Annotated in this window: 20 protein-coding genes, 2 pseudogenes and 1 other annotated feature; of the genes and pseudogenes, 16 read left to right on the top strand and 6 right to left on the bottom strand. The window is 33.3% G+C overall.

Translation table 11 applies throughout. From position 1 onward, the window contains the following. Positions 1-891 precede the first annotated feature (891 nt). The 3 genes and pseudogenes from BFG57_RS19695 to BFG57_RS18185 form a co-directional block, all read left to right on the top strand. Positions 892-1,446: pseudogene (locus BFG57_RS19695) on the top strand (methyl-accepting chemotaxis protein); the annotation flags it as partial. 183 nt (positions 1,447-1,629) lie between these two features. After that, complete coding sequence (locus BFG57_RS19120) at positions 1,630-1,785, top strand: hypothetical protein (protein ID WP_175428387.1); 156 nt, start codon at positions 1,630-1,632, stop codon at positions 1,783-1,785. A 240-nt stretch (positions 1,786-2,025) separates the two neighbouring features. Further along, positions 2,026-2,907: an aminoglycoside phosphotransferase family protein gene (locus BFG57_RS18185; RefSeq protein ID WP_069718921.1), complete on the top strand. Its 882-nt coding sequence runs from the start codon at positions 2,026-2,028 to the stop codon at positions 2,905-2,907. A gap of 110 nt (positions 2,908-3,017) precedes the next feature. On the opposite strand, the gene BFG57_RS18180 is transcribed toward BFG57_RS18185, so the two are convergent. Next, positions 3,018-3,698, bottom strand: a complete 681-nt coding sequence (locus BFG57_RS18180) for a DUF4386 domain-containing protein (RefSeq protein ID WP_069718920.1) — start codon at positions 3,696-3,698, stop codon at positions 3,018-3,020. A 281-nt stretch (positions 3,699-3,979) separates the two neighbouring features. On the opposite strand from BFG57_RS18180, the gene BFG57_RS18175 reads away from it, so the two are divergent. The 3 genes from BFG57_RS18175 to BFG57_RS18165 all read left to right on the top strand — a co-directional run bounded on the left by BFG57_RS18175 (position 3,980) and on the right by BFG57_RS18165 (position 7,974). Beyond that, positions 3,980-4,393: an NUDIX hydrolase gene (locus BFG57_RS18175; protein WP_342670322.1), complete on the top strand. Its 414-nt coding sequence runs from the start codon at positions 3,980-3,982 to the stop codon at positions 4,391-4,393. A 30-nt stretch (positions 4,394-4,423) separates the two neighbouring features. Continuing rightward, entirely contained in the window at positions 4,424-4,855 is a 432-nt protein-coding gene (locus BFG57_RS18170; protein WP_069718930.1) for a hypothetical protein, read from the top strand. A gap of 1,598 nt (positions 4,856-6,453) precedes the next feature. Beyond that, positions 6,454-7,974: a phage head spike fiber domain-containing protein gene (locus BFG57_RS18165; protein WP_069718919.1), complete on the top strand. Its 1,521-nt coding sequence runs from the start codon at positions 6,454-6,456 to the stop codon at positions 7,972-7,974. Between the two features lie 158 nt (positions 7,975-8,132). Here BFG57_RS18165 and BFG57_RS18160 read toward each other — a convergent pair whose 3' ends face one another. After that, positions 8,133-8,465, bottom strand: coding sequence for a hypothetical protein (locus tag BFG57_RS18160; RefSeq protein ID WP_069718918.1), 333 nt, complete (start codon positions 8,463-8,465; stop codon positions 8,133-8,135). A 255-nt stretch (positions 8,466-8,720) separates the two neighbouring features. On the opposite strand from BFG57_RS18160, the pseudogene BFG57_RS18155 reads away from it, so the two are divergent. The 4 genes and pseudogenes from BFG57_RS18155 to BFG57_RS18140 all read left to right on the top strand — a co-directional run. Beyond that, positions 8,721-8,930, top strand: a pseudogene (locus BFG57_RS18155) (GNAT family N-acetyltransferase); the annotation flags it as partial. A 187-nt stretch (positions 8,931-9,117) separates the two neighbouring features. Then, positions 9,118-9,570, top strand: a complete 453-nt coding sequence (locus tag BFG57_RS18150) for a GNAT family N-acetyltransferase (protein ID WP_069718917.1) — start codon at positions 9,118-9,120, stop codon at positions 9,568-9,570. Between the two features lie 104 nt (positions 9,571-9,674). Beyond that, the gene (locus BFG57_RS18145; protein WP_069718916.1) at positions 9,675-10,232 is read left to right on the top strand and encodes a cysteine hydrolase family protein; all 558 of its coding nucleotides are present in this window, start codon (positions 9,675-9,677) and stop codon (positions 10,230-10,232) included. 301 nt (positions 10,233-10,533) lie between these two features. Continuing rightward, the gene (locus BFG57_RS18140; RefSeq protein ID WP_069718915.1) at positions 10,534-11,448 is read left to right on the top strand and encodes a class I SAM-dependent methyltransferase; all 915 of its coding nucleotides are present in this window, start codon (positions 10,534-10,536) and stop codon (positions 11,446-11,448) included. 434 nt (positions 11,449-11,882) lie between these two features. Here BFG57_RS18140 and argS read toward each other — a convergent pair whose 3' ends face one another. After that, positions 11,883-13,577, bottom strand: coding sequence for an arginine--tRNA ligase (gene argS / locus BFG57_RS18135; protein WP_069718914.1), 1,695 nt, complete (start codon positions 13,575-13,577; stop codon positions 11,883-11,885). A gap of 51 nt (positions 13,578-13,628) precedes the next feature. Further along, positions 13,629-13,846: a binding site (T-box leader), on the bottom strand. 658 nt (positions 13,847-14,504) lie between these two features. On the opposite strand from argS, the gene BFG57_RS18130 reads away from it, so the two are divergent. From BFG57_RS18130 to BFG57_RS18115, 4 genes are all read left to right on the top strand, one after another. Beyond that, positions 14,505-14,894: an RNA polymerase sigma factor gene (locus BFG57_RS18130; RefSeq protein WP_342670323.1), complete on the top strand. Its 390-nt coding sequence runs from the start codon at positions 14,505-14,507 to the stop codon at positions 14,892-14,894. Next, entirely contained in the window at positions 14,881-15,132 is a 252-nt protein-coding gene (locus BFG57_RS18125; RefSeq protein WP_069718913.1) for a zf-HC2 domain-containing protein, read from the top strand. Before BFG57_RS18130 ends, BFG57_RS18125 begins: the two co-directional genes overlap by 14 nt. 621 nt (positions 15,133-15,753) lie before the next feature. Beyond that, positions 15,754-16,230, top strand: coding sequence for an effector binding domain-containing protein (locus BFG57_RS18120; protein ID WP_245676796.1), 477 nt, complete (start codon positions 15,754-15,756; stop codon positions 16,228-16,230). A 56-nt stretch (positions 16,231-16,286) separates the two neighbouring features. Next, positions 16,287-16,790 carry a DUF4275 family protein gene (locus BFG57_RS18115; RefSeq protein ID WP_069718912.1) on the top strand — a complete coding sequence of 168 codons (504 nt, stop codon included), beginning with the start codon at positions 16,287-16,289 and terminating at the stop codon, positions 16,788-16,790. Positions 16,791-16,883: 93 nt separating this feature from the next. Here BFG57_RS18115 and BFG57_RS18110 read toward each other — a convergent pair whose 3' ends face one another. Next, the gene (locus BFG57_RS18110) at positions 16,884-17,222 is read right to left on the bottom strand and encodes a MerR family transcriptional regulator (RefSeq protein WP_069718911.1); all 339 of its coding nucleotides are present in this window, start codon (positions 17,220-17,222) and stop codon (positions 16,884-16,886) included. A 603-nt stretch (positions 17,223-17,825) separates the two neighbouring features. Here BFG57_RS18110 and BFG57_RS18105 point away from each other — a divergent pair. Beyond that, complete coding sequence (locus BFG57_RS18105; protein ID WP_069718928.1) at positions 17,826-18,983, top strand: MFS transporter; 1,158 nt, start codon at positions 17,826-17,828, stop codon at positions 18,981-18,983. After that, positions 18,983-19,711 carry a hypothetical protein gene (locus BFG57_RS18100; RefSeq protein ID WP_083249334.1) on the top strand — a complete coding sequence of 243 codons (729 nt, stop codon included), beginning with the start codon at positions 18,983-18,985 and terminating at the stop codon, positions 19,709-19,711. Before BFG57_RS18105 ends, BFG57_RS18100 begins: the two co-directional genes overlap by 1 nt. A gap of 279 nt (positions 19,712-19,990) precedes the next feature. On the opposite strand, the gene BFG57_RS18095 is transcribed toward BFG57_RS18100, so the two are convergent. Further along, positions 19,991-20,179, bottom strand: a complete 189-nt coding sequence (locus tag BFG57_RS18095; protein WP_069718910.1) for a DUF4177 domain-containing protein — start codon at positions 20,177-20,179, stop codon at positions 19,991-19,993. A 179-nt stretch (positions 20,180-20,358) separates the two neighbouring features. After that, positions 20,359-20,508 carry a hypothetical protein gene (locus tag BFG57_RS18090; RefSeq protein WP_217627939.1) on the bottom strand — a complete coding sequence of 50 codons (150 nt, stop codon included), beginning with the start codon at positions 20,506-20,508 and terminating at the stop codon, positions 20,359-20,361. Positions 20,509-20,523: the final 15 nt, after the last annotated feature.

Raw genomic sequence — 20,523 nt, 5'->3', positions numbered from 1 at the left:
GTTTACCTTATGTATCCGATTAAAAATGTGAAAGTTTTTTGTACACAGTTTAGCCCAAATTACTGAGCAAATTAGAACATAGGGAATTTAACCTATGGTACACTAATACTATTAATTAACTATATATGTAAAAAATGTAATGGGGGTTAATCTAAAAAAATGAAAAAGGTGCCATTTGTAAAAAGTATCTTATTTAAACTCGCCTTTATAGTTGTGATCGGTAGCATTGTCGGTGCAGTCATTTCAGAATTAATTTTATTGATAGTAAATAACTTAGGTTTCTTTAGTGAGGGACTAATGGTGATTACGAACTTCCTCGTTAACTTGCTAACAATTCCAGCTATTATTGTCATTTTCGCTCAACTATTTATTATTAATCGGATACATAAGGTAAACGCAATTATTTATGAAATCAATAATGGGAATTTTGACGTTGAAGCAACAGATAGATGGGGAGATGAGCTAACATTTCTAAATGAAAATGTAGTAACCGTCGGTAATAACATAAGTACGTTAATCAATAGTGTGAAAAACGAAGCCGATGAAGTGAATAAGCAGAGTATGTCTGTCAGTGAATCATTCGAGACATTAATGAGCTTGCAACATCAGTTAAAAGATATCTTTGATGCGTATAACGAATCAGAGCAAGAAGTTGTTCGAATGTTCAAAAGTACAAGAGAAGTATTAGAGGAAGTTTCGACTGGGTTAGATAATGGTACGCAGCATATCCAAGGTGTCAGTATGAAAAGTGCTGAAGTAAGTGAACATGGTACGAATACACAAGCTATCTTAGAAAAAATGTTTAATACAATAAAACAGCTAGAGCGTGATTCTTTTGAAACGAGCAAGCTAGTTAGAAGTTTGAGTGATCGAACGAAAGAAATTGTCGCTGTAGTAAATGTGATAGAAGGCATCTCAAATCAAACGAATCTGTTAGCGTTGAATGCTGCAATTGAAGCTGCAAGAGCTGGTGAACATGGGAAAGGATTCGCGGTTGTTGCTGCTGAAGTTCGCAAGCTTGCTGAGAATTCGGTTCGAGAAACAGAACGTATCAGTTCAATTATTAATGCAATTCAAGAAGAAGTTGAACATGTTGTCATTTCAATTGATAAGGATAGACAAGATGTGAAGGAGAGCGAAGTCCTCTTCGAAACGTCTCATGAGCACATCAATAAAATACTAGCAGAGGTTCAAGACATAACGGGTGATATTGATGAAGTAGCAGGAGCAATCGAAGAGATTACAGCAAGTAGTCAAGAAATCGGCTCTGCCATTGATATGTCCAAATCCATTATGGTGAATAACCAAGCAAAATTAACTGAACTAAATGATCTAAAAGAAAAGATGGTCCAATCAACACTCTCTAGAAAACAAGATATCGACTATTTAAGAGGCACATTCCAGTCACTGAAAGAAAGTATCGATGACATTGCGAAAACGAAATAAAGTGAAACTTCTATAAGTGGCAATATCTTTATCAATACTGAAGGGTAGTTGAATTAAGTAGGTAATTACTGAGGCTCTCCCACTTAAAATCATAAGTTTTGAGTGGGAGTCTTATTGTCAGTTGAAACGAGATACATACTCAGGTTGATAATCTAATTTCATTAAAAGGGGGATTATTTGGTTATGTTGATGCCAATTTTAATATATGTTATTTCAATGGTAATCCTCTACATCGTTATTGAGACAGCAGTAAGAAACGGGATAAATAGTTCAGTGCTCGGTAAGAGATTTGATAATGAGGATAAGAAATCATGGTTAGATGATGATTTGGATAACTAAAAGAGATACGAATGAAAAATTAGATGTTGTTTCAACGTACATTTTTGTGAATGTGCGTTTTTTTAGCGGAATTTTGTATGGAATAGTAGAGGGAAGAGTTGTTAGTTTTACGAAGTATAGGTAAAATTAATTCTGGTTTACATATATTAGTCAACAATGGATAAATTTAAACGTTAGTAAATTAGTAATTCTCATCAAATTAATAAGTTCTTTCTTAATAAAAAATATAGGTGGTGTACGATGGACATTAATCTTACAAATGCTTTAGCCGATTTAACGATCACATCTATTTCAAAAGTGAGTGAAGGGTTAGAATCGGACGTTTACAAAGTTTACTCTTCTACATACGAACAATTTTTAGTTGTTAAGGTACCGAAACAAATTGTCTATCATAATGAGAACGATCAAGATCTTTCTGCGAAAGGCTTATATATGCAGGATTATCTAATAAGCGAACACCTCATTAGGAATGGCTTCTCTAAAGTACCTCGAGTATTTGATTTAAAGGAGATAGATGGTTGTCCAATTTTGATACAGGAGTATGTTGAAGGAGACAATGCTGAATTTCATGAAGGTGAATATGATGAGTTTGGACAAGAGTTAAAAAAGATTCATGATATGCCTTTGCCTGACTTTAAATTGATAGCCCAAGAGGGACAAGAAGATGTAAATAATACAATCATAGAAAGAATATTTAAGAGAATAGTAGCAATGAATAAATTAGCAGGTACGGATATTCATCTGCCAAGTAAAGATGTGCTAACTAACGTTTTGAAAAATGGTTCGAATAAAAAATCATTGCTCCATATGGATTTAAGAGCGGAAAATATTTTAAGGAAAAATCATAATATTTTAGTGTTTATCGATTGGAGCAATGCACTGATTGGCGATCCCTTGCTTGAATTTGCGAGAGCAAATGAGTATGGTCTTCCAGTTGAAAATATACTTAGTGGATATGGTGAATACCCATTAACTTCCACAGCACAAGAGCTTATTTACAGATTAGATACTGCAATCATGTTGGGTATTGTGTTTTTATCATCAGCTCCTAATAAGTTAAGAGCTGAACAGCAGATTAACCGTGTTAAACAGTTGAATGATAGGTTAATTGAGAAGATATAATGTGCTTACACAGAACGAGTTGGAGCTGGCTATATGCGGTTGTGTGCTATTTATTTGTGCGAGTTATATAGCCGTCCATTCTTCGTTTGAACGCATAGTTGACAGTTTAATTATACGTTGTGTTTATCAGTTAGAAGTTCATTAAGAGCTACTTGGTTGAAGCCTTTGATGATTAACCAGAGTGCCATTATCATCTCTTGAACTGCCAACGGTATATACAACATATCCAAGTTAAGGTCTAGTCCAAAGAACTTCAATAAGTCAACAGCAATATAGAAAACAGCTCCGATTAAACCCCAGACGGACAACCAACGAGGGATAAGTTTGGTGAGGTAGAAAAGTGTGTATAACAACAATGCCCCAATAATAAATACAATCGTCAAAACGGGGCTGATAATGTCATATGCCTGAAGCAGGACATTGCCGATAATTTGTAAAGATCCTACTTCTGCCCCAACGGTAGTGAATTCTTTGCTGAACACGCCTAACACGAGCCAACTGACAGCGATTAAGATATATGTACTCCCCTCTAGTGGTCCTCGGAAAACAACCATGCCTAGTGCAAGAACTTCATTCTTTCTTCTAAAGAGAGGGTACAGAAAAATAGGCATTGCTGATAATGACAGCCCCATCAAGAGTACGAAAAATGCACCCAAGTTAAGCTGTGACAGATTAGCAGCAATTCTAGTAAGAAAATCTTCTCCAGCAAGTAGTTCCTTCGTCATAACAAGACTTAAAATTCCTGATACCGTTCCGATGATGTAAAGGACACCTACTGTTATTGCAGTCATTCGATAAGTTTTCCCTTTTTACTCCTCCCTTTTTATTGAATAGTAGCAGACTAGTTACTTTTAGTATGTTGTGGACGAGTATTATTGATTTAGCTGTTAAGTATTTTTGTATCTTTACATTTATATTCGCCTATCAGTATGAAATGATTTTAAGTTCTCTTCAATTATTAACTGAACAGATGTACCACGTTTCAACTAATTATCAGTGAGGGATTGAGAAAAAACATTGAGGAAGTTTTATTTTATAATTCTAATTTGTGATAAAAAAGGAGAAAAGAGGTATGAATATGAAGCGTGTTGATGTCGTCTATACACTTTTGTTCGATGAAAAAACGAATAAGGTATTAATGGTGCTAAACAAAAACAACACTTGGTCCTTGCCAGGAGGAGCAGTTGAAGAATTGGAAACTTTGAAAGAAGCAGCGATTAGAGAAGTAAAAGAAGAGACAGGTTATGATGTGACAGTGAGTGATATTATTTCAGTAAATGAAGCATTTATTAATGAAAATCACGTGTATTTTATCACGTTTCACGGTCAGATCGTCGAGTCACCTGAAGAAATTCCAAAGGAAGAAAATATCCTTAAGGTTGAATGGATAGATGTAGCGGAAGTAGATCTATTAATGCCGTATTTGCCTGAAGGAATATCTACATTAATTAGATCATCTGGTGCAAAATATACGTTGCAAAAATGAAGAAGAAATAAAGTGATCGGAGCATTTATTATGAAATATTTCTTAAAGTTAAATGTTGTTAGTATGTTATACGCTATGATGATGCTTGTTCCTATAGAGCTTGTAGTTAATGTGTATAGAATTAGTAGATGGACAACTTGGGATATTGATTTTGTAATGAATCTATCTTATGTAATTATAATTGTTGAAGTGATAGCTGGTACAATGCTAATTATATTTTTAACAAAAAAGTGGCTAGATGGTCGAATGGCAAGCTTTTGGAACTTAGTCCTTTGGCTACCTTATTTAATTCTCTTCGCTTATATAATCGCAAAGTTATTTCCGATGACTTATCGTGGAGATACCCCAAATCCTGCGATGGGTCTATTAATAATGGGAGGGTTGCTAGTTTACCCATTTTATATATTAGTCATCAATTCTGTTAATATAACAATTGAAAATAGAGTAAATAAGACTTCCTAAATCAGAGTTCAAATTGTCACTTTTAACTAGCTATCAGTTGAGGATAGAAGTTTAAACAGATGAGGTTTTATGGAAAGCAATCACACTTAGAAGAACTTGGTCATTATTAGGTTTGTGATGATTTAACGAGAGTCTATTTCTAATATGAAATGGACTTTTGTTATTTATATTGCGAAGGTTGATAATGATCATTTATATTCTCTTAAGTGAGAGGTTGGAGATTTAACTTACCTAAGTATTTCACATATTTTTTCTTCGAGAAAGTCAAAAGATAGTTCTCCCTCCTTATAGATCAAAAAAATTTGACTTATGTACTCATCTTTATTTTTAGCTTAAAATAACAAATATTCCAAATTAAATAATAGGATTTTTAATAGAATCAAAGTAGTACATTCTGATTATTGATAGATAACACACTTCCGAAACAATTGATTTTTCTATTAGTAATGGGGGGAATTGTAAACTAAGCTTTTTACACTGGATTATATGTGTTAAAAAGAAAATTTAACGTAGACAATTACACATTTATTAGTACGAACTAGTAATAGGTGAATTAATAGGGTTCATATAGGGAAATTAGTAAATCTATAAAAATAAAATAAAATTCTAATAAATTTGACAAAATTCGCTAAATATATGTTAATATAAATGAAATGTTAGTTAATACAAACTAACTTAAATTATATTTAGAATTTAAGTTAAGGTTTTTAATGGAGTATGAAAGAAAAATTAATTTATTCATCACGTGTCAACTGATGCTAAGACTCCTACATCAGAACTTAGAACAGCTAACGAAGTATAAGTGGGAGAGGGCCTTTGTTATATCCTTGTGGAATAAGCGTCAGTAATTACCTGATTGGTTCAACTAACCATCAGTGGAGGGTGATGAAAAACCTAACTGACAAAAGTTTCACTTTATAGTCGTAGTACATTTAATTAGTAGCTCTGGTTTTATACAAAAATTATAATCAACAGTGACTATTATCACTATAATTTGGTAACTCTTACATTATTGTGATAATAGCCATTGGATATCAATATAAAAAAAGAAAATTTAATTGATTAATAGTATTGGTTACATAAATGAATACGAAGCTATTATTCTTTATTCACTAAGTAAAATTAATAAAATCTTTTTTTAATAAGTATTGAAAAAACCTGATTGAATACAAATTTTTTATGATAAAAATGTTAGTTTGTATTAACTATCTAAAAAGTGTTTAGTTTAATTAATTCGTTTTATTTTTTTAAAATAATTTATCTGAATATTCCGTAATTTAAAGGAGGTGGTTAACATGTATGTAGTAACTAATTAATGCAAGCTGACAAGCACAGTCTTTTATCACGAGTTAACTGAAGCTAAGACTGCTACTCCAATACTTAGATTAATCAACAAAGTTTAAGTGGGAGAGGGATTTGAGCATATCCTTGTAGTATATGCATCAGCAATTGCCTAATGGGTTCAACTAACGATCTGTAGAGGATGAAGGAAGTTTCATTTTATAAAATTGAACAATTTAAGTTGTGTTTTCAAGCTTTAATAATGTGGACACTAGCATTTTATGTAAATATTTATCTAGTAAACAGGAGGCATCATAATGAATAAATTTGGGAAATTTTTATCTAGTGCAGCTATAGCAACTACTCTAGCAACAAGTTCGTTTCTACCTAGTGCTGTATTTGCAGCAGAGGCAGCAACAGTTACTAATCAGTCACAAAATGTGTTCGTGACTCCACTTACACAATCTAGCTCAGGTATTATTTCAAAATCAAAATCATCAATTTATCCAAAGGCCCCTGTACCAGATTTAGTTGAGATTTTTGATGGTTATGACCCGTTTACTTATGATGGTCTTCCACGGGATACAAAAGGGGAACAGTGGGGCGTTGAAACAATGTCAGGTGCTTTATTGAGTTATATCCCTATAGATGTTTATGATTTAAATAAGTTTATGTTTAACCATGCTATCATGCCTGACCCTGATTTAGTGAAGAAGTTCAATCCTAACTTTGACAATTATAGTGAAATCTTTTTAGGATATGTAGATAACGATGGAGAATTTCACAGTTACGTTATGGGTATTCTGAATGAACAGCCTAACAAAAAAGGAAAGTACGGCACCCTAGCACTAAATCCTGATATCCTTCCTGCTGACGATGATTCTTCGATTACATCAGATGCTTATTGGGAACGTGTCTTTGATTCTAATATTGATTATAGTGGTGGGACAAAAACAATTGTTGATACAGCATCATCTGGTATTTCTAAAACGTCCTCAGCTGAATTTGGTAGTACAATAGGTATGAAAGTAGGCGTTGAAGCTGGGCTTGGTGATATTGCAAAAGTATCAGCGGAATACAGTACATCATTAAGTCAGAGCTTCGGCCGTTCAATTAATATTCATGAATCCCGTGATGTACAATTCCGACATACCTTTGGAGAGAGATTTGATGATCCGTATGCATATGGTGTATACCATCTAATAGGAGAGTATCGTTTTCATCCATCAAATCTAGTAAAAGAAATCGCTGATAATATACAAGTTTGGGGAGTGCCTGGAGAAGGTCATTATACTAGTTTTTATACCAAAAATATTGGTGATACGAAAGTAGGGGAAGGTAGCTATCCTTATTCAACAGATGACTATCGAGCAATTGAAATATATGAAAATGGCTTAAGAATTCCTGAACAGAATTTATTAGATCAATATTCATTTAATGATTTTACAGATTCTAGTTGGAGCAAGAATGATGTTAGCGTAGGATTCACCTCAGTAACTGCTCCAGATGGTAGTCCGGCACAAAAATTAACACCAGCAACTAATAAAAGTGGGATACAGCAATATGTAAATATCAATTCAGATGGAAATAAATATACGTTTGGAATTTGGTTGAAAGCTGATGAACCACATCAAGCCCAAATTAAAGTTCAAAATAAAAACAATTCTGAATCAACAGGCGTAAAAGTTGATGTTACAACTGATTGGCAGTATTTCTCGGTTACATCTGAAAAACCATTTTCAACGAATGATGGAGTGACAGTGGTGCTGTGGCCAGGTGCTTATAATGGTACAACAGACTATGTATATGCGTCGGGCGCAAAGCTTATTAAGGAATAACGTTTGGAAATAAGAGTTTAGCTTGATTAAAATGGTAGGTCTTGTTTATAGGTTGTTACTCAACCGATTGGCGCAAATCTAAATAAAGATATGCGTCCTTTTTTTATTTTTTAAAGCAATTATCGAATGAGGAAGGATACTTCAATCTGGTCTAAATTTTAAAACCACATAATTGACATAACTAGTGAATAAACAAAAAAAGAAACAATAGGAGTAATTAAAAGTATTGTAATACCCAAAACTTTACAACTAGTTTTTTTTATGAAAATAGAAGATAACACTATCATTAATATAATATGAAATAACATAACAATTGTAGCACCAGGAGAAAAATTGTTTCCTACTAAATCTATATTGACTCCTCTCTTAGTTTCAATAAACCTTGTAATAGATAAGAGAAGGTCATATCCCAAAGAAACAGTTAACAAACCAGTAAAAGAAGGAATCATTACACCTATAATGATTTCAATTATTGTTATAAATAGTTTCATTTTAGATTCACCTAATTTCAGTTGGATTTTTTGTATGATTTCAAAAAATTACCTGATTACTTTAAATTAATATTAATGTACAGGTAACAAATATTGTCCCAATATATTGTGTCAAATCTTTTACAATTACAAAATGAGCAGCATGTGCTGGTTAGGTGTAGAATTTTCTTATTAATACGTGCCAGAAGTAAATCCTCCTTCAAGACCACTCAGATGAAAAGCAGACTTATACTGATATGGATTTTTTTATTTTTTTTTGGTAAGGAAGCGGTTCAAGCTGGTTTGAGTCTTGCTTTTGAGAAATTAAACTATCATCGGATTGAGGCTCACATCGACCTAGATAATCATGCATCTATCAAACTGGCAGAAAGTGTAGGGATGCAATTTGAATGCATCAGAAAAGGTTTTATAAACGAAGTGGATGAATGGATTGATAATCTCGTTTACTATATGAATGCTAAATAGTTAAAGAGATTGAAGGATATATATGGTATACTTATAAATGTCTGAATTTTTTAATTTTATATAATTGTTTGTTAGAGGAGGCGTTCATTATGAAAAATATACTATTTGATTGCTTAAATAACGACAAGGGGATAACGCCAAGATAATAAAAGTTAGCGTTTCCCTTACTATTGAAAGGGGAAAAATGATGAGTACTGAAAATGTAAAGATAATAGAATTAAATGCTGAGAACTGGTATGAATGTTGTGAATTAGAGATTTTAGAAGAACAAAAAAAATATTTAGAGACAAATGCAGTATCAATTGCTCAATCAAAGTTTGAACCTACACTAAAACCACTTGCAATTTATTTTGAAGAAAAAGTAGTTGGATTCTTAATGTACAATACAGTGCCAGAAGAAGCTGATGGATACTGGATATACCGAATCATGGTAGATAAGAATTATCAAGGCAAGGGTATAGGTAAAATTGCAACGAAGTTAATGATCGCAGAGATTGAGAAGATACCGAATGCTAACAAGATTATAGTTGGGTATCACCCAGAAAATTCAGGTGCACACCATCTATATGCAAGCTTAGGATTTGTTGATGAGGGTGACAGGTTCGGTAAGGAAATAGTAGTTGTAAAATATGTGAATTGAGACAAGATTAAGGGCCATTTATTGGTCCTTTTTCTTATTGAACGAACGGGTGATAAGAGTAAAAAAGGGAGTTAACGAATAAGAAATCATTAGGGAGGAATCTCTTGAAGAAACAGAAAAAAGCTTTAATTATAGTTGACGTTCAAAAAGCATTTGACGATAAAAAATGGGGAATGCGAAATAATTTAAATGCAGAAGAGAATATCAGCAAGATCCTACAATTATGGAGGAGAAAAGGGTGGTTAGTTTTTCATATACAACACACTTCTGATAGTCATAATTCAGTATTTCATCCAGAGAATCAGGGGTTTGCTATCAAAGAAATCGTTAAACCTATTAATAATGAAACAATAATAACTAAGAAAGTAAACAGTAGCTTTATCGGGACTAATTTAGAAGAACTATTAAAAGTAAATGAAGTTGCAACTGTTGTAATTACTGGATTAACGACACCTCATTGTGTATCAACAACTACAAGAATGAGTGGGAATTTAGGTTTTGATACATACCTAATTTCAGATGCAACAGCATCATTCGGTATGAAGGATCAAAATGGTACGTATTATGATCCAGAAACTATTCATAATCTCTCCCTTGTTACGTTGCATGATGAATTTGCTACTATTCTAGATACAGAGCAATTTATCAGTAAGTTTTTGTAATAAGGTATTTCAGCTAAATAGCGATCTATTGATGAATAGGTTGGTTTAATTTGGACATTAGTAAATTATAACCGATGAATATATGAAGATAATGGTAAGTAATGCTTCTTACATTTATGAATTATTCTCTAATAAAGTGATGATTTTGACGAAGCTTAGCTATATCAAGTTAATGGATTTTATTTGACAAAAAAAGTTATTTATGCTATAATTTACATTTGATATATGTCGGTGTATAATAGGGTTCTCCTGGCCAGGGGAATCCTATTTTTTGTTCTAAAATGAAGGAGAGTGTGCTTGTATGAGAAAAGGCGAGTCCAGTATAACTTCATTGATATCAGCTTTTAGCAGAGCTTATCATAGTCAATTTGATACGCCCGTAATCTTTAATGATTATATCGTTAAGGATTTAATTTCAGAAAAAGAACGATCTGATATTAAAGAGAATATGGTTCAAGGCATACAATTCTTTAACGATGACATAGCACAAAAATTCAAGGGGAAATCTGAAGAAATCTTAAAATGGATTACACAGGTTCAACTTTCTCCAACGACCTTGGCACGTTCTGCATATTGTGAACAAGTATTATTGAATGAAATAAAGTTAGGGTTAAAGCAATATGTCATACTTGGAGCTGGATTAGACACCTTTTGTTTCCGATATCCAGAACTTGAGAAACGTCTAGAAATATTCGAGATTGATTACCCTGCAACACAGGAATTTAAAAAGAGAAGATTAAGTGAAGTAAATTTGAAAGTTCCGAGTAATCTTCATTTTGTTCCTATGGATTTCACTAAGAATATTTCTTACCAACATTTAATTGATGAAGGGTTTACTAACGATAAAACATTCTTTAGTTTATTAGGTGTTTCCTATTACTTAACGAAAGAGGAATTATCGAGTTTAATAGATAGTATGTTTGCAAATGTCCCGTCAGGAAGCTCAATCGTGATTGACTTTGCAGATGAAAATTTATTCGAAGAAAAAGGTATCTCTAATCGAGTTGAAAAAATGGTTAAATTGGCCTTATTAGGTGGAGAGCCGATGAAATCATGTTATTCTTACAACGAAATCGAGAGTATGTTAGAGAAATCGGGTTTATTAATATATGAACATTTATCACCGTCTAAAATAAATGAACGTTATTTTAGCAATCGAAAAGATTACTTATCAGCGTTTGAAACCATTCATTATCTTCATGTAGTTAAAAAATAATGAACAGAGATAACTGTTTTCTATATAGGTGTATCGAGAAATGAGTGAACAATCTATTTCTTTATCATAAAGTTTGAGTGAAAATCCTGTTGGAATATTTGCAGGATTTTTTTGTTTTACAAAATGTACATGGTGATATAATTCATGTGTGAGTATGGTAGAAATATAAGTGAACTTGAAGAATTGATAATCAGGAAAAAATAAATGCTCTGAGTGAAAAATTTATCACGTTACAACTGACGCTAAGACTCCCACTTCAAAACTTAGGAAAATCAACGAAGTTTAGTGGGAGAGGGCTTTAGTCATACCCTTGTGGTATAAGCATCAGTAATTTTACCTGAATGGTTCAACTAACCATCAGTGGAGGATGAAGGAGTACCTCCACTGATGGAAGTTTCACTTTATATTGCTTCGACTTGTGTAAAATATCTTTTCTACATTTCTTCAGGTGCCTTAATTCCAAGTAAACGTAAACCCTCTTTCAAGACAATTGTTATTGAATGAACTAAAGATAATCTGGAATGTTTATGATCTTCATCATTTAATATTCGAACTGAAGAATAATATTTGTTAAATGATTTAGAGAGTTCAATCAGGTATTTTGCAATTTGTGAAGGATCGTAGCTCTCTGTAGCTTTTTCAATAACCTCTGGAAATTTCATGAGGTTAATAATAACATCCCAAGTATAATGATCCTGATCGACAACATGGATTGAATCAACATCTTCTTCATATTGTCCTTTTCTTAATAATGAGCAAGCACGAGCATGGGTATATTGCACATATGGACCTGTTTCTCCTTCGAATTTCAACATATCTTGTAATGAAAATTCGATATCATTTTGACGGAAGTGTTTTAAATCATGAAAAATAATTGCCCCAGTTCCAACTGCATTTGCTACTTCTTTTTTAGATTCTAGATTTGGGTTTTTGGCTAATATATTCTGTTCCGCTAGCTGTATGGCTTCGTTTAAGACCTCTTCCAGTAAAACAACTTTTCCTTTTCGAGTGGACATCTTCTTGCCATCCTTTAATATCATTCCAAATGGAATATGGGCTAAGCCATTATGCCACTGATATCCCATCTTTTCTAACACTGAGAAAAATTGCTTAAAATGAAGAGATTGCTCATTTCCAACAATATATAAGGATTTTGAAAAATTGTATGTGTTTTGACGGTATATTGCAGCAGCTAAATCACGCGTTGCATAGAGTGTCGTTCCATCACTTTTTTTAATCAAACAAGGTGGTAGACTTTTCTCATTAAATGTAACTACTTTTGCGCCATCAGAAGTTTCTAATAGATTTTTCTCTTGTAGTATTTCAACTACATCTTCCATTTTGTCATTATAAAATGCTTCTCCATTATAAGAATCAAAACGAATACCAAGTAAATCATACACCTTTGAAAACTCTTTTAACGACTCGCCTCTGAACCACTCCCATAAAGAGATCGCTTCATCATCTGCTTCCTCAAGCTTTTTAAACCATTCACGTCCTTTTTCATTAAGTTGAGGATCAATCTCTGCCTCTTCATGAAACTTTACATATAACTTCAATAGTTCTTTTATGGGATTTTCCCTTACTGTTTGTTCATTCCCCCATAGTTTATAGGCAACAATTAACTTTCCGAATTGAGTACCCCAATCACCTAAATAATTAATCCGAACAGGTTTATATCCACATTTATCTAATAGTAATGCGATAGCATTCCCAATAACAGTAGATCTTAAATGTCCCATCGAGAAGGGCTTAGCTATGTTAGGAGATGAAAAATCAATTGTAACGACATCACCATTTCCAACATTATTTGTACCATAATGATTTTTGTTCGTTACTACTGAACCCAAAACTACATTAGAAACAGATTGTTTATTTAAAAATACATTTAAATAGCCACCTGTTGCTTCTACTTTTTCAAATAGAGGTGATTCAATCTTGTTCGCTAATTCAATCGCAATCGTTTGTGGAGGCTTACGGTAATGTTTAGACAACTCAAAACAAGGAAATGCAAGATCACCCAAATGTGAATACTTTGGTTTCTCAATTAGTCCAACTAGTTTGTTTTTGTCTAGCTTTCCATCAAGGGCTTTAAAAAGTAAATCACTCAAATCAATTTTATAGTTCATGTATTTTCCTCCTTAAAAAATAAAAAACCCTCGTCTTTTCTTTAAAAATAAAGAAGAGACGAGAGCTGAATATCCCGTGGTACCACTCTGATTGTTTTACTATTCGTAAAACCACTTGATTTGATAACGAGGTTATACCCCGACACTTCCTACTAAATTCAGAAATGTATCTCCAAAGTGCGGTTCATTATTTGCTCAATTCTAGGCTCTCACCATTCCTAGATCGCTTTGATCTAACAAATAATTACTCTCTTTGTCATTGATGTAAAATATTTCTTATCATTATACCCCTTTCTAGTAATAACACAATGCTTTTAATAAAATTTAACATGCTACCTTTTTTATCACGTTTCAACTGATGCTAAGACTCTCACTTCAAAACTTAGAAAAATCAACAAAGTTTAAGTGGGAGAGGACCTTGGTCATACTCTTGTGGTAACTAGCTTCAGTCATGACTAAATTGGTTCAATTAACCATCAGTGGGGAAGAAGGAAAATCTACACTGTTTGAAGTTTGTCCTCATTTTAGTGCGTTGAATTGTTGTTTAGAGACGAGGGAAGTAGTTGCGAATAAAGTATTCTTTAATAATTATTGAACACTTACAATAAAAAGATAGTGCATATAAGAAAAAATAGAAAAATAAAAAAAGGTTTACTTCTTCTTATGGAATTATATAGTGGGTGATACTGTTGTATCATCACCGATTTTTGTTAAAGGAGGATGTAAAGCTACGGCGATAGATAAATCTAATAAGAAAAAATTCAACTATTTTAGTAACGAAATCAAATATGAGGAGTTGTATAGGTGAAAGGGGGGAAAGAAACTGGACTTTGAGGAAATCTATCACGAGTATTTTAGAGAAGTTTATTTGTATATTCAATCGTTAAGTCACGATGATAGGATAGCTGAAGAAATTACACAAGAGACATATTTAAAGCGTTAAAAGCAATTGATAAATTTGATGGTTCACAAGATATTAGAGCGTGGCTTTATACAATTTCAAAAAATACATATTTCTCTCATTACAAGAGAAAGAAAAGACAACTAGATTTAGATGTCATAGAAGAACCGAATATGGGAGTTCAACCTGTAGAGCATTTGCTGAATGATGAAGATGCTTTTAGCGTTCACCAGTTTCTTCACTTGATGGACGAACCATATAAGGAGGTCTTTTCACTTCGCACTTTTGGCGAATTACCTTATGAGAAAATAGGGAAACTTTTTGGGAAAAGTGCCGGTTGGGCAAGGATGACCTTCTACAGAGCGAGGAAACAAATTGTTGAGCATATGGAGGAGTTGAATCATGAAAGAGATTAAATGCACAATTATTCAAGATGTTTTGCCACTTTATATTGATGAAGTCGTTAGTCAAGATACAAAGGAAATGGTAGACGAGCATTTACAGCATTGTGAAGAATATGCCTTCCCGCTATCTGACAGCGAAAGAATTGATGCTATCTATTATGCAGACTTTGATGTAGAAAAAATCACTGCTCGAAAAGATTCATGGGATTCTGTTTTAGAACGTGCGGTGTTGATTTGGGAGAAAGAATAATTTGGTCTTGTTATGTATGATGAACCTGATTCCATTGGAAAATTATTGATTTATATAATAGGGAAATAAGGGATTCATAACTCATTTGTCTTTAAGTAAATCTATAATTCTTATTAACAGAGCGGCAATAAGAGACAATAAAAAGTATAAAGGGAAAATAAAATCTTGAGCAAATATAAAAAATGCACAACTACCTATAAATAACGGAATAAACCAAAAAATCGTTGACCAGTAATTCATGAATTACCTCCGTATATCAATAATTGTATTATTACCATTTTATCACATTTCTTCTGACGCTACGACTCCTGATTTATTACAATTGAATAACTGTGATTCATGAAGATGTTACTTTGGACAGCAGTATATGTGAAGGAATTTCAAGATATTGTTAAGAAATATAATAAGGTAACTATTACAAAAGGAAAGTATCAAAAATTGAGTACCTTTGCTTCAGTGAAGAATAGATGAAATATCTGAGCTATTAGCTACAAGAAGGGCTTAAAAGAAAGGATATTAAATTGATAACGTCACTGATGCTTTTGCTTTGAACCTAATTGACATAATGAATGAAATACTGTCGTTTCCGATTAAATCAAACAATTATAGGAGGGGTTTATATTGGGAGAATTAGAACATATGAAACCAACAATTGTAGAACATAAACAATTACATCTTATCGGTATCCCTTGTGTTAGCTTAAACAGTATGAAAAGCAAATTTGAGAATGCGAAAGAAAGTTTGTTTTCTATAGCGAAGTATTTACCAGGGGTAGTGAATGAGCGGGTTCATTACGGAATTTGGCCAGTTTCCGATTCACAGGATAACCCTGATACTCATGTATACATATTATGTGTTGAAGTTGAATCGTTTGATAATGTCCCAGATTGGTTTACTAAAATTACACTACCTAAGCAACGTTGTGTAGTCGTTACAAATGACGATCATAACTTTAATGTGGCAGGGGAAGCACTTCATTCATACATAGAAAGGAATAATCTAAAGGTAAGTTCGAATGGCTTACAGTATCGAATATGTGAGAAATACAATCATGATGGTGAGGGATATTCACGTTATACACTGCCAATCCTCTCTTAATTCAATATAAGGATTCTAATAAATATAACAATAATAACGTTACAGAGGAGATACCATTGATTAGAGATAAAATTAATAAAATCTTAGATAGCTTACCAGAGGAAGAATTAAATGAAGTTTATTGGTCAATTTCATATATACAAGAAAATTACATGTTTAAGAAAAACTTATTCGATAAAGGCGTTGGAATGAAGGGTTTATATGATGAATCAGAAGAAATTATTGAGATGTGGGACAAAACATTTACACAAAATATAAGTGAAGCAGAAAAAGAAGAAATCTATTATGAGCAATACAAATGGCATATATTTAGTTATAAGAAGCAAGATTGTTTGATAGAAGAAAAAGCGAGAAAAGCGTTTGATACGATGTCTAAAGATGAAATATATGTCATGTATGAAGGTTCACCTATAGTTTCCCTCTATACAAATGCAAAAGTAGTAATAGCAAAGGATTTTGATTCTCAGCATGACATCTATCTTTTTGACAAGGACTTTACTTGGACATATATTCATACACACGAGTCAATGTGTGGGCCGTATTTTTACGAAGTAAACTAATTTGAATAGAGAATATATACGGAATCCGGATGAGAAAAGCCCGATTTATCTTTAGTTTAAGGATAAATCGGCTTTTTTTATTGAGAGTAGGAATTAATCGACGTCTTCTTTGTTGGAAGCAGTATTTGCTAACTTGTGAAATACTTCATTGATATTTTTCATGCGATCTTGAACTTTCTTAGCTGCTGCATCAAGTGTAAATCCTTCTTCAACTAATTCCTGTATTAAAAGAATCTTTTTTATATTTAAATAATTATATTTCCGGGTTGTTCCTTCTCCATCTTTCTCTGATTCAATTATGCCTTTTTCTTCCCAGTAACGTATTTTTCTTGTAGGTACTCCTGTTATATCAGAAACTTCCCCAATGCCAACAACGAGTTTCTTTAACAAGTCAAAATCAAGAAATGGATCTATTTCGAATTTATTACTCACATTTTTCCCTCCAGTATACTTCGTAACTATTTTACAACATAAGGAGTTTATTTTCAATTATTAATGGTAATGTATTGACTTTGTTTGTAATTTAGTTACAATATGTGTAGATAATGTGCACTATCTAAATTGTTCAATTGAGGAGAGGAGCGCCTATTATTAAAGTTTATTGTTGAGAAGGATTTTATGAAGAGTAAAACAACAATGGGTTAAGAAAGTGACAGGTGAATCAGTTAATTGATTAATCACCCCGACAAATAAAGTATTGTCATATTAAGAGAAGTTCTGATAGAAAATTAGGGGGAAGTAGGTACTGTTGTAACTGATTCAGATTTTTAGTTAAAGCTGTATTCCTCAACTATCGTCTTATGAAAAAGATTAAATATTACAAGAAAGCACATAATAATTTTCGGATTTCTAGATGCGGGTGCAGCGCCCGAAGAAATGAAGGAGGCAATGATGTTGGCAATCCGTGGCGTAGGGATTTGTAATGTTCTTTCCGTCCTTTCGGATATGATCGATGAGCTAAACAAATAAGGAGGTTTTATCTTGGCTCAGCTTGCTAGTATTGAAAACACTGTTGAGGAACAAAATTATTACTTGATGACGGCCATTCTGTTTTGGTGTGGTTTAGTAGTCGTATCTAGTCTCTATATAACGATTCCTTTAGTATCAATCTTTACTGAAACCTTTGAGGTGGTAGCAGCACAAGCAGCCTGGACCAGTAGTGCTTTCTCTTTTTTTTATGCACTAGGCTTTTTAGTCTTTGGTCCATTGTCGGATCGCTATGGTCGTAAACAAATCATCTTATTTGGTTTAATTACGTTAACGATTGTCTCGCCAATTTTGGGTTTTTCAAATAGCCTACCAGCTTTAATTATGCTTCGAGGTTTGCAAGGGATAGCAGCAGCAACATTTGCCCCATCAGCACTATCTTATGTTGTAGAAATGTTCCCTGTTGAAAATAGGGTAAGGGCGATTGCGTTTGTTAGCACAGGTTTCTTAATGGCTGGAATAGTTGGTCAGGTGTTTAGTAGTTTAATTAGCGAAATAGTGGATTGGAACAGTGTATTTTACTATCTTGGTGCCGTTTATTTCATAACAACAATTCTCGTTGTTTTGTTTATTCCTAAAGGAGATATTCAAAATAAAAATTGTAGTCTGCTAGTAACCTTTAAACAAATGGGTGCTGTGCTCACAAAAAAATCCCTTTTGTTTTGTTATATCATTACGGTTACGTTATTACTTTCGTTTGTTGGAATGTATACAACGTTCGGAAACTATTTAAGTCTGGAATTTCACCTAAGCAACCAACAAATTTTATATATTCGATCTGTTGGTATTATTGGTATGCTACTTTCACCATTTGCTGGTCGATTTGTGGATAAGTTTGGTATTTATAATGTTTTACGTGGAGGGTTAACGCTTGCTGTATTAGGTCTCGCAAGTCTTGGAATTAGTTCAAGCTTGTCATTTCTTATCATAATGAGTGTGATTTTTGTAGCTGGAATATCTATTACGGTTCCAACCCTAATTTCACTTGTTGGGCAGTTAGGCGGGGAGGCTCGAGGAATTGCAGTAACCCTTTACACCTTTATTTTGTTTATTGGTGCCACACTAGGGCCACTTGTTGCTGTGCCACTATTAAAAAGAGGTAGTTATTTTATGACATTTGAAATTCTTGCAATGCTTCTAAGCATAGGATTAGTTGTTTCGTTTGCCATTCGACCTGAGAAAAATTTAGAACAGGAGAATACGTGATGAAAAAGTCCAGATTTGCCTTGTTGGTCCTTATCCTACTTCTATCGATTGGTACTTATGTCGTTGTCGCATATGCTCAGGGTCAAGATGATAAACAATCAAATAAAATAGAGGTGAAATCGATGAATGAGACTCAACAAAGAAACCAAGCAGAACCAAAAGTCAAAGAAGAAACATATGAAAGAGCTTTGAACGAAGTCATGGAAACAATCTCTGTTCCCGAAGGATATGAATTTAAAAATGTTCGGAGTGGAAAACAAAATGCAGCCAACGTTTGGGTTTTTCGTTACGAAAAATCAAGTGGCGAAAATAATGAACTTGGTGGTGAACACTATTCCTTTACAGTTGACCAAGACAGTCATAAAATTCTTGGGATTACATGGATGGATCAGCGTTTTGCTTCAGGTCAACAACTTCCATCTGAAAAACGAACAGAGGAACTTGTAAAATCCTTTCTTAATCGGACTCAACCTGGTCTATTTGACAGTTTAGATAATCACTGGATTCGCCCTCATGATGAAGTCATTACTGTAAGTGGTGAAAAAATGACCGTCACTGGTATGAAATATAAGTGTTACTTGCCAGATGAAGATACGTGGGCATGGGTGATCGTTGGTTCAGATGAAAAGATAATGACCTTCGAACAAGGAATTAAATGGGAAGGTGGGCGAGTAACTGAAAAATGGCTACATGACAATTGGCTGGAAACGGTCAATACGATAAAGTAAAACGTCATTCATATGAGAGGTTTCACTTTTTCACGTTTCAACTGACACTAAGACTCCCACTTCATTACGATTATCGGTGTTAAAGTTAGGCATCATCTTTTAGTAGCTTCTGAAGTGGGGATTTCAGAAACTACCGAAAGATGATGCCTAGTTTTTTGTTCTCTTCGTAAATTCTCTGGTCTCTATAGTTTGATCTGTTGGTTAAAGTATAAAAAGTACTTCATAGGATAACGTTTTGTCAGTGTCTACTCTAGAGAATACAATTTTACTTAATACCAATTAGTCTTTTTTACGTTTAAAGATTAATTCATAAAATGAAGGCATACCATAAGTTTTAATGCCTGGTGCAAAGATTTGTACTAACTCCCATCCTTCTTTTTCATAGTCATAAATAATATTATGGTAATCTTCATCGGGGATAAGTTTGAATTTCGATAAGTCCACTTTTACAAATTTATGTTCGTACAAGTGAAAAACCTCCTTTAATTATCATGTGTGATCTGATGAGAAAACTTACACTTTATTACATAGAAAAGGCAATGAAAGTTAAGTGGAAGGGGGACTTGGTCATACTATTGCTGTAACAAGTGGTAGTCTTAGCCAAATTGGTTCAACGAATGTACTAGAAGTTTCATTTTATATCACTATCATTTACGTTTTAAACGAATGAATAGATTCATTAGATAAAAAGAAATGAAAGTTTCGTCAACATCAATGCCCCAGTCCCACCATTGTTCAAGGGGCGCCTTAAACAAATTTTCAAAATCGATGTCTAGTTTTCCCTCTTCTAAATCCACAAGACTTTTGAGTAA

It is taken from the genome of Bacillus solimangrovi (assembly GCF_001742425.1).
Lineage (GTDB): Bacteria > Bacillota > Bacilli > Bacillales > Bacillaceae_N > Bacillus_AV > Bacillus_AV solimangrovi.
This window is presented reverse-complemented; position numbering and strand designations above follow the sequence as displayed.